Source organism: Okeania sp. SIO2F4, assembly GCF_010672385.1.
Lineage (GTDB): Bacteria > Cyanobacteriota > Cyanobacteriia > Cyanobacteriales > Microcoleaceae > Trichodesmium.
Map to the genome: position 1 here is coordinate 1 of NZ_JAAHGT010000354.1, position 9,059 is coordinate 9,059.

The window sequence follows — 9,059 nt, forward strand, 5'->3', positions numbered from 1 at the left end:
CTTATCCACAGAAATTCATCTCATCCCAAAACGTCCCCAATGTACCTGCTGTGGAGACCCAACCTTGATGCAAAAACCATTACCTCTGTTGTTAGGGAGTCGGAAAAAAAAGTTTACAGCAGATGGCGGACACCGATATTGTGTGCCAGAAGAAACACTCAGGAAAAATAAGCATCATATCAGCAGCATTACAGGAATTATTCGAGAGTTACAAAAAGTATCTTTAGCAGACGCCAATGATTTAGTTCATACTTATGTGGCAAAACATCATTTTACCACAATGTTTGACGATCTAGACGATTTGCGTATAAATATAGGAGGAAGGAGCGTTGGTAAAGGAAAAACAGACTTACAGGCGAAGGTAAGTGCATTAGGGGAAGCTATTGAGCGATATTCTAGCGTTTTTCAAGGAGATGAACCCAGGGAAAGAGGTAATTATGGGAAATTTGGAGATAGAGCTATTCATCCTAATACCTGTATGAACTATAGTCAGGAACAATACAACACCCGCGAGGAGTGGAATACATCTCACCCTAACAGCAAGTTTCAAAAAGTTCCAGAACCCTTTGATGAAGAAGAAGAAAGAGACTGGACACCAGTTTGGTCATTAACAGATGGGGAATTCAAGTATTTGCCTACTGCTTACTGTTATCCAGGATATCCAAAACCTCCTCAAGCTGATTGTTGGTCAAATTCTAATGGCTCTGCTGCTGGCAATACTATAGAAGAAGCTATCTTGCAAGGTTTTATGGAATTGGTCGAGCGAGACTGTGTTGCTTTGTGGTGGTATAACCGTATCAAAAGACCAGAAGTCAATTTAGATAGTTTTGATGAAACCTATTTTTCCGCCCTGAAAAATTATTATCAAAAGCTCAACCGCGATCTTTGGGTTATTGATATTACCAATGATTTTAATATACCAACCTTTGCTGCAATTAGCCGGAGAATCGATCGCCAGGAAAAGGAAGAAGATATTATTTACGGTTTTGCAGCTCACTTTGATTCCAAGTTAGCAATTGGCAGAGCTTTGACTGAAGTTAACCAAAACTTGAGTAATGTACAAGCTGCCAATGCAGATGGTAGTACCCGATATCCTATTTACTCTGATTTCTTTGCCCTAGAGTGGTGGAAAACAGCAACTTTAGAAAATCAACCTTACCTAGTTCCCGATGAAAGTATGGCTCCCAAAGTATGGGACGACTATCCTCAAGAGTGGAGCGATGACTTACTTGAGGATATCACAATCTGCCAGCAGTTAGTAGAAAAAAAAGGTATGGAAATGCTGGTATTAGACCAGACTCGTCCAGATATTGGGTTAAAGGTGGTTAAGGTAATTGTGCCCGGAATGCGTCATTTCTGGAGACGGTTCGGAGCAGGACGCTTGTATGAGATTCCAGTTCAACTTGGTTGGTTAAAGGAACCGTTACCAGAAAAACAGCTCAACCCATTTCCTATCTGGTGGTAATGGATAATGGATAATTGATAATATAGAATCCGATTGAACAGTCGTCATTGCGACGATAGGAAGCAATCTCGTATTTAGCCAACACTTACATGACTTACGCAGAGACTCTGCATATAGCGAGGGCAAATACCATTCGCCCCTACAGATGGTGGTTTTAAAGTAAATTTGCGTAAGTCCTGACTTATCAAATTGGTATAACCTTAACAAATATCTAAAAACAATGCTGAAAGGATATCAAATTATTGATGCAGACTCCCATGTTTATGAACCTTTCGAGATGTGGAGAGACTATCTAGAACCAGCATTTAAGAACTTTGCTCCATCAATAGACTTAAAAATTGACAATGAAGTAATTGTTCACAAGCTTTCTAATGAAGTGAAAGTTGCTGGAACCAAACAAATTACACAGATTTATCCTGTATCCGCAATCAATCGTTTCGACTCAGAATCTCATGTTCGGGCAATGAAAGAAATGGGAATAGATGTTTCTTTTATTTATCCAACTTATGGATTGTGGATTTTAGCAGTTGATTCGATGCAACCCGCACTAGCTGGAGCATTTACTCGCGCTTACAATAACTGGTTACAAGACTTTTGTAGCTATAACCCACAAATTCTCAAGGGAGTAGGTTTGATAAATCTACATTCACCGGAAGAGATGGTGACAGAATTAGAAAGAATCGCAGGATTTGGCTGGAAAGCTGTAATGATCCGCCCAAATCCGGTCAAAGGTAGGTTACTTAGTCATCCAAGTTACGAACCTTTTTGGACTAAATGTGAGCAACTGGGGATTGCAGTAGCCATTCATGAAGGAACTCACAGTCGCTTGCCAACTACCGGAGCAGATCGGTTTAATACTCGTTTTGCTATGCACGCTTGCTCTCATCCTATGGAGCAGATGATGGCATTACTTGCTCTCATCGAAGGTGGAGTGTTGGAGCGTCATCCGAGATTGAGGATAAGTTTTATGGAATCAGGTTGTGGATGGCTTCCTTACTGGTTATGGCGACTGGATGAGGAATATAGAAATCTGCAATGGGAAATTGAGGAAACCGTAAAAATGAAGCCTTCAGAATATTTTCGTCGTCAGTGTTTCATTGCGCTAGAACCATCAGAACCTTATCTGGCTGAGATTATTCAATATATTGGTTCGGATAATTTAATCTTTGGCTCAGACTATCCTCACATGGATCATAACCCAGATATTGTTAATCAAATTATCGCCCTAGAGGAGCAGTTATCCCCAAAAACAATCAAAAAGATTCTATGGGATAACCCAGCTTGTTTTTATGGATTAATTTGAAGAAATGCTATTTTAATTAGGACAGGACTTACGCATTAGGAACGAGTTTTTGGCGTTTGAGATTGCGTCGCTGTCGCTCGCAATGACACACAATTGCGTTGTTTTGCGTAAGTCCTATAGGACTTACGCATGAACTCTATTGGTAGTGGATTGTTTCAGCTAAAATAGTGCATTAGCTTTTCGGGCTAAATTCTTGCTATAAATAGATTCCAGCATTTTTATAAAGCAACATTATAAGATGAAACAGTCCAGTAGTGGACTGTTTCACCTAAAATAGTGCATTAGAATTGTCATTGCGTTAGCGCAGCTTTGCGATAGCAAACGATAGTGAAGCAATCTCAGGCCAATTTCCTATTGCATCATTTAAGATGAAACTATCCAGTAGGGTGTGTTAGCGCTAGCGTAACGCACCAAGACTCTATATATAGTGCCTTTGCGTAAGTTCTGGTAATATCAAATTCGCTGGCTTTGGGGTAATATAATTCTACGGTCATTAGGGGTGATTAACTGTTGCTACTGGATATGATATAACACAGCTATTTACTTAATGGAAAATTAAATATGAGTCTCACCAATGACTATCAAATACTGAATAAAATCTATGAAAGTTCTCACTCGTTAGTTTACCGAGGCATTCTCGAACGGAATCAACAACCTGTAATTCTCAAAATTCTGAAGCAGGAATATCCTACTATTTCAGAGTTAACTAGGTACAAACAAGAATATGAAATTACTCGATCGCTGACAAGAATAACAGGAGTTGTCAAAACTTACGGTCTCCACAAATATAAAAATAGCCTGGTGATGTTTTTGGAGGATTTTGGAGGTGAGTCTTTAGAGATTTTGATGAAATCCCAAAAATTGACACTTCCAGAATTTTTATATTTAGCAATTAAGATATGTGAAATATTAACAGAAATTCATGGAGCTAATATAATACATAAAGATATTAACCCATCTAATATTGTTTTTAACCCACAGACTAAACAGCTAAAAATTATAGATTTTGGTATTTCTACAACATTTACTCGTGAAAACCCTACTTTCAAAAACCCCAATATCCTAGAAGGAACTTTAGCCTATATTTCACCAGAGCAAACTGGGAGAATGAACCGTTACCTTGACTATAGAAGTGATTTTTACTCACTTGGTGTAACATTTTATCAAATGCTAACTAACCAATTGCCATTTGACACAAATGATGCTTTGGAGTTAGTTCATTGCCACATTGCTCAACAACCAATTCTCCCCAACCATCTCAAGCCAGAAATTCCCCAAGCTTTGTCAGATATTGTGATGAAACTGTTAGCGAAAAAGGCAGAAAAACGGTATCAAAGTGCTTTAGGAATAAAAACAGACATCCAAGAATGTCTAGCTCAGTTAGAAACTACAAGCAAAATCTCCAACTTTTCCCTAGCTCGTCAAGATATTTCTGAACAACTCCAAATTCCGCAAAAACTCTATGGTAGAGAGCCAGAAATTAAAGTTTTACTGGCAGTATTTGAGCGAGTAACAGGTAAAAGAGTAAAAGCGGAAAATACTAAAGACAGTCAAGAAGAAGGTAAAATTCCTGTAGCAAAAAAGCAAAGTGAAATGATGCTTGTGGCAGGTTACTCTGGCATTGGTAAATCCGTACTCGTTCAGGAAATCTATAAACCTATTACACAGAAACGAGGTTATTTTATCTCAGGTAAGTTTGACCAATTTCAACGTAATATTCCCTATTCTGCTGTAGTCGCTGCATTTCGTTCTCTGATACAACAACTGTTAACCGAAAGTGAAACAGAATTGATTCTATGGCGAAAGAAGCTTTTGACTGCGTTTGGGGTGAATGGTCAAGTTATTATTGATGTGATCCCAGAGATAGAACAAATTGTTGGCTCTCAACCTCCTATTCCAGAGCTAGAAGCTACTGAAACCCAAAATCGTTTTAATTTAGTATTTCAAAACTTCATTCGAGTCTTTTGTGAGAGAGATTGTCCCCTGGTTATCTTTCTAGACGATTTACAATGGGCCGACTCGGCAAGTTTAAAGCTGATGGAATTAATGATAACTAACAAGCAAATATACTATTTACTTTTAATAGGAGCTTATCGAGATAATGAAGTAAACTCGAACCACCCTCTTACGTTGTCTTTAAATCACCTCCGGGAAGCAGGAACAGTTGTTAACCAGATAACATTAAAGCCTCTCAAGCTTGAAGATTTGTCTGAGTTAATTGCAGACACTCTCCAGTCAACAAAAGCAACAGTCAATCCCCTAGCTCAACTTGTAGCTAGTAAAACTTTTGGCAACCCTTTCTTTGTCAATGAATTTCTGATAACTATTTATCAAGAAAATTTACTTATCTTTAATCGACAACAAGGTTGTTGGCAATGGAATCTTACTAAAATTGATGAAATGTTGGCTATTACAGACAATGTAGTAGATTTGATGCTTTCACAAATGAGAAAACTACCTGAGAGTACCCAAGGAGTTTTAAAATTAGCAGCTTGTGTGGGAAATAGTTTTGAGTTAAACACTCTTTCAGTTATCTATGAAAAATCTGTAGCAGAATCTTTTAATAACCTCTTACCAGCGATTAATATAGGTTTAGTCAAGCCAATTTCTGGATTTGAAATGACTTCTAATGAACCAATTGAATCATCATTGGTGGTGATAAATTACAAATTCCTCCATGACCGAGTACAACAAGCTGCTTATTCATTAATTGACGATCGTCAGAAAAATAGTCTTCATCTTAAGATTGGAAAGTTGCTACTAGGAAATAGTAGTGCAGAAGAAATTGAAAACAGAATATTTACTTTAGTAGATCATCTTAATAAAGGTCGAGAGTTACTTCAGGAATCTGGGGAAAGAGTTGAATTAGCTAAATTAAACTTGAAAGCAGGGAAAAGAGCTAAGGAAGCAATAGCTTATGGGTCTGCAAAGGATTATTTGCAGATTGCTTTAGAAGAACTACCTGAAACAATTTGGTCAGATGAGTATACTCTAGCATTAGACCTTCATAAAGAACTGGCAGAAGCAGAATATTTGAATGGTAATTTCGATGGATCTCAATATTTGATAAATCTTGCTATAGAAAAATCAAAAACAGTTATAGAATGTACAGATTTTTACGATTTATTAATTATTCAATTTACCTTAATTGGCAAATATTCTGATGCAATTGAAACTGGTATTAGAGCTTTGAAAATGTTGGGATTAGATTTACCAAAACAGGATTTAAAACTTGCTTTTGAATCGGAAGTTACAGCTTTTAATAAAAGCTTGGAAAATCGAGAAATAAGTTCTTTGTACGCTCTTCCAGAGATGGATATTCCCGAAAAAAGGGCTGCACTAAAACTATTGACAAAAATGTTAGCAGCAGCTTGGATCTGGAACTCAGAACTAATGTATGTTATAGCGGTCAAGCTAATTAATATTAATATCCAATACGGTCATACAGAAAAATCTTTTATAGGTTATAGTGTTTTTGCAACCATAAATAGTCATGTACTACACAATTATCAAAGAAGCTATGAATTTGGTCTATTAGGATTGAGGCTAAGTGAAAAGTTTAATGATTCGTATGCTAAAATATTTGCTACTCAAATGCACGCTAATATGGCAATGCCTTGGGTAATGGATATTAAAAACTCTGAGGAATTAAACCATCAGGGAATAGATGTTGGATTTCAATCGGGAGAACTTCAATCTGTAGGATATAGCCTCACTTATAATTTCATCAATTTAATCTTTCAGGGAAAAAATCTCAGCTATCTAATCCAGGAAGCATTGAGAATTTTAGACTTCGGTTATCAAACCAAAAATCAAGTCGTTATTGATGCTGCATTAGCATATCAAATATGGCTTTCAAATTTATTAGGAAAAACTCGTGGATATTTTGATTTTGATATAGAAAATACTACGGAATCACAATATTTAGACACCTGCAAAAGTCATCAAACTTTCGGTGCAATCTGCATATATTATATTATCAAATCCCAGACTCTTTATTTATATGAACAGCCAGCAGAGCTGATATATTTTCAGGAAGCAGAAAAATATCTAGATTATATTTCTGGAACTGTTTCCATTGCCATGAATAATTTTTATTATTCTCTTACCCTTGCCTGGTTTTATCCAACAGCTTCAGCAGAGAAAAAAGAGAGCTATTTGTGTCAACTGGAAGCCAATCAAAAGTGGATGAAACTTTGGTCTGATAATTGTCCCGAAAATTTTCTTCATCAATACTTATTAGTGGAAGCAGAGACCGCACGAATTTTAGGAAAATGGCAAGATGCAATAGACTTATATGACCAAGCAATTGCATCAGCTAGAGAAAATGATTTCATTCAAAATGAAGCTTTAGCTAACGAACTTGCTGGCAAGTTTTGGTTAGAAAAAGGTAAAGAAGAATTTGCTCATATTTATCTGAAAAAATCTCATCAATGCTATCAAATTTGGGGAGCAAAACGTAAAATAGAAAAATTGGAAGATAAATATCCTGAACTATTTGATTCAAAATCATCTACAAGAAAAACTATTTCTGTTAATACTTCAACAACTTCTGAAACTTCAACTGATGTATTAGATATAGCTACGGTTATGAAAGCATCCCAGGCAATTTCGAGTGAAATTGCATTAGAAAAGTTACTCAAAAAGTTGATGAAAACTCTCATTGAAAATGCAGGTGCTCAAAAGGGGTTTCTAATTTTATACAAAAACGGTAACTGGGTAATTGAAGCAGAAAAAAATCTAGATTTTGAAGATGTTTATATACTTCAATCTATTCCTATAAATTTCATAGATACAGAACGCCAAACATCCCTATTGTCAACTGCTATTGTCAATTACGTTATCCGAACTTATGAAAATGTTATCTTAAATGATGCTATCCAAGAAGGGCAATTTAGGAAAGATCCTTATATTATTATCAATCAACCAAAGTCGATTCTTTGCATACCTTTGCTGTCTCAAGGCGAACTTAGAGGGATTTTGTACTTAGAAAATAATCTAACCACAGAAGCATTTACTGTAGACAGAATAGAAGTATTAAAAATGCTCTCCGCTCAAGCAGCAATTTCTATCCAAAATGCCCAACTTTATCTACAATTACAAGAAAATGAAACCAGACTCGCCCAATTTCTTGAAGCAGTACCTGTTGGCGTATTCGTCACAGACGCCGACGGTAAACCATACTACGCCAACCAAACCGCCCAACAAATACTAGGAAAAGGCATGATCGCTGACACCACCGCAGCTCAATTTACCCAAACTTATCAAGTATACCTCTCAGGAACACAACAACTATACCCCAACGAACAACAACCAATATTGCAAGCATTAAAAGGCAAAAGTACAACCATCGACAACATGACAATTAACCAAGGAGACAAACTCATACCTCTAGAAGTCTCTGCAACACCAGTCTTCAATCAAAAAGGAGAAATAGTCTATGCAATAGCCGCCTTCCAAGACATCACCCAACGCCAACAAGCAGAAACCGAACGCTTGCAACTAGAAATTCTCAAAGTAGAAAACGCCCTGCTCCGGAGTACAGAAGAAACATCAACCTACAACTATCAAGTAGGAGGGAGTTTACCCAGTAACGCTCCCAGTTATGTAGTGCGTTCAGCAGACCGCGACCTTTACAAAGCATTGAAAAAAGGAGAATTTTGCTACATCCTCAACCCCCGTCAAATGGGAAAATCAAGTCTGATGGTCAGCATGATGCACCAATTAAAACGAGAACAGTTTGTTTGTGCAGCGATCGACATGACACGCATCGGCAGCGATAACGTCACCCCCGAACAATGGTATAAAGGATTAATAGTAGAATTATTACAAGCATTTGACCTATTCGGAAAAGTTAATTTAAAAGCATGGTGGAACGACCGCAAAGACATTTCACCTCTGCAACGTTTTAGCCATTTTCTAGAAGAAATTATCTTAACAGAAGTCAAAATAGATAATGATATTACTCCCAAAAAAATAGTAATATTTTTAGACGAAATTGACAATGTACTAGCATTAAATTTCTCAGTCAATGAATTTTTTGCCTTAATTCGTTCCTGTTATAATCAACGGAATATTAACCCAAAATATCAGAATTTAACATTTGGATTATTTGGAGTAGCAACCCCATCCGACTTAATATCAGATTCCCAAAGAACACCATTTAATATTAGTAAAGAAATTCGCTTAAAAGGCTTTCAACTCCACGAAGCACAACCTTTATTGCAAGGCTTAACAGAAAAAGTTAGTAATCCAGAAACAGTCTTAACAGAAGTATTAGCTTGGACAAAC

3 protein-coding genes are annotated in these 9,059 nt (G+C 36.8%); all 3 read left to right on the forward strand.

Features of this window, described 5'->3' with window-relative positions:
• The coding region (locus tag F6K22_RS21150; protein ID WP_293102273.1) for a TOMM precursor leader peptide-binding protein at nucleotides 1-1,465 on the forward strand (1,465 nt) is incomplete at its 5' end.
• A 220-nt stretch (nucleotides 1,466-1,685) separates the two neighbouring features.
• A complete protein-coding gene (locus F6K22_RS21155; RefSeq protein ID WP_293102276.1) occupies nucleotides 1,686-2,768 on the forward strand; it encodes an amidohydrolase family protein in 1,083 nt (360 codons plus the stop codon).
• A 561-nt stretch (nucleotides 2,769-3,329) separates the two neighbouring features.
• Nucleotides 3,330-9,059 (forward strand): AAA family ATPase (locus tag F6K22_RS21160; protein WP_293102278.1); only part of this gene is annotated, 5,730 nt, incomplete at its 3' end.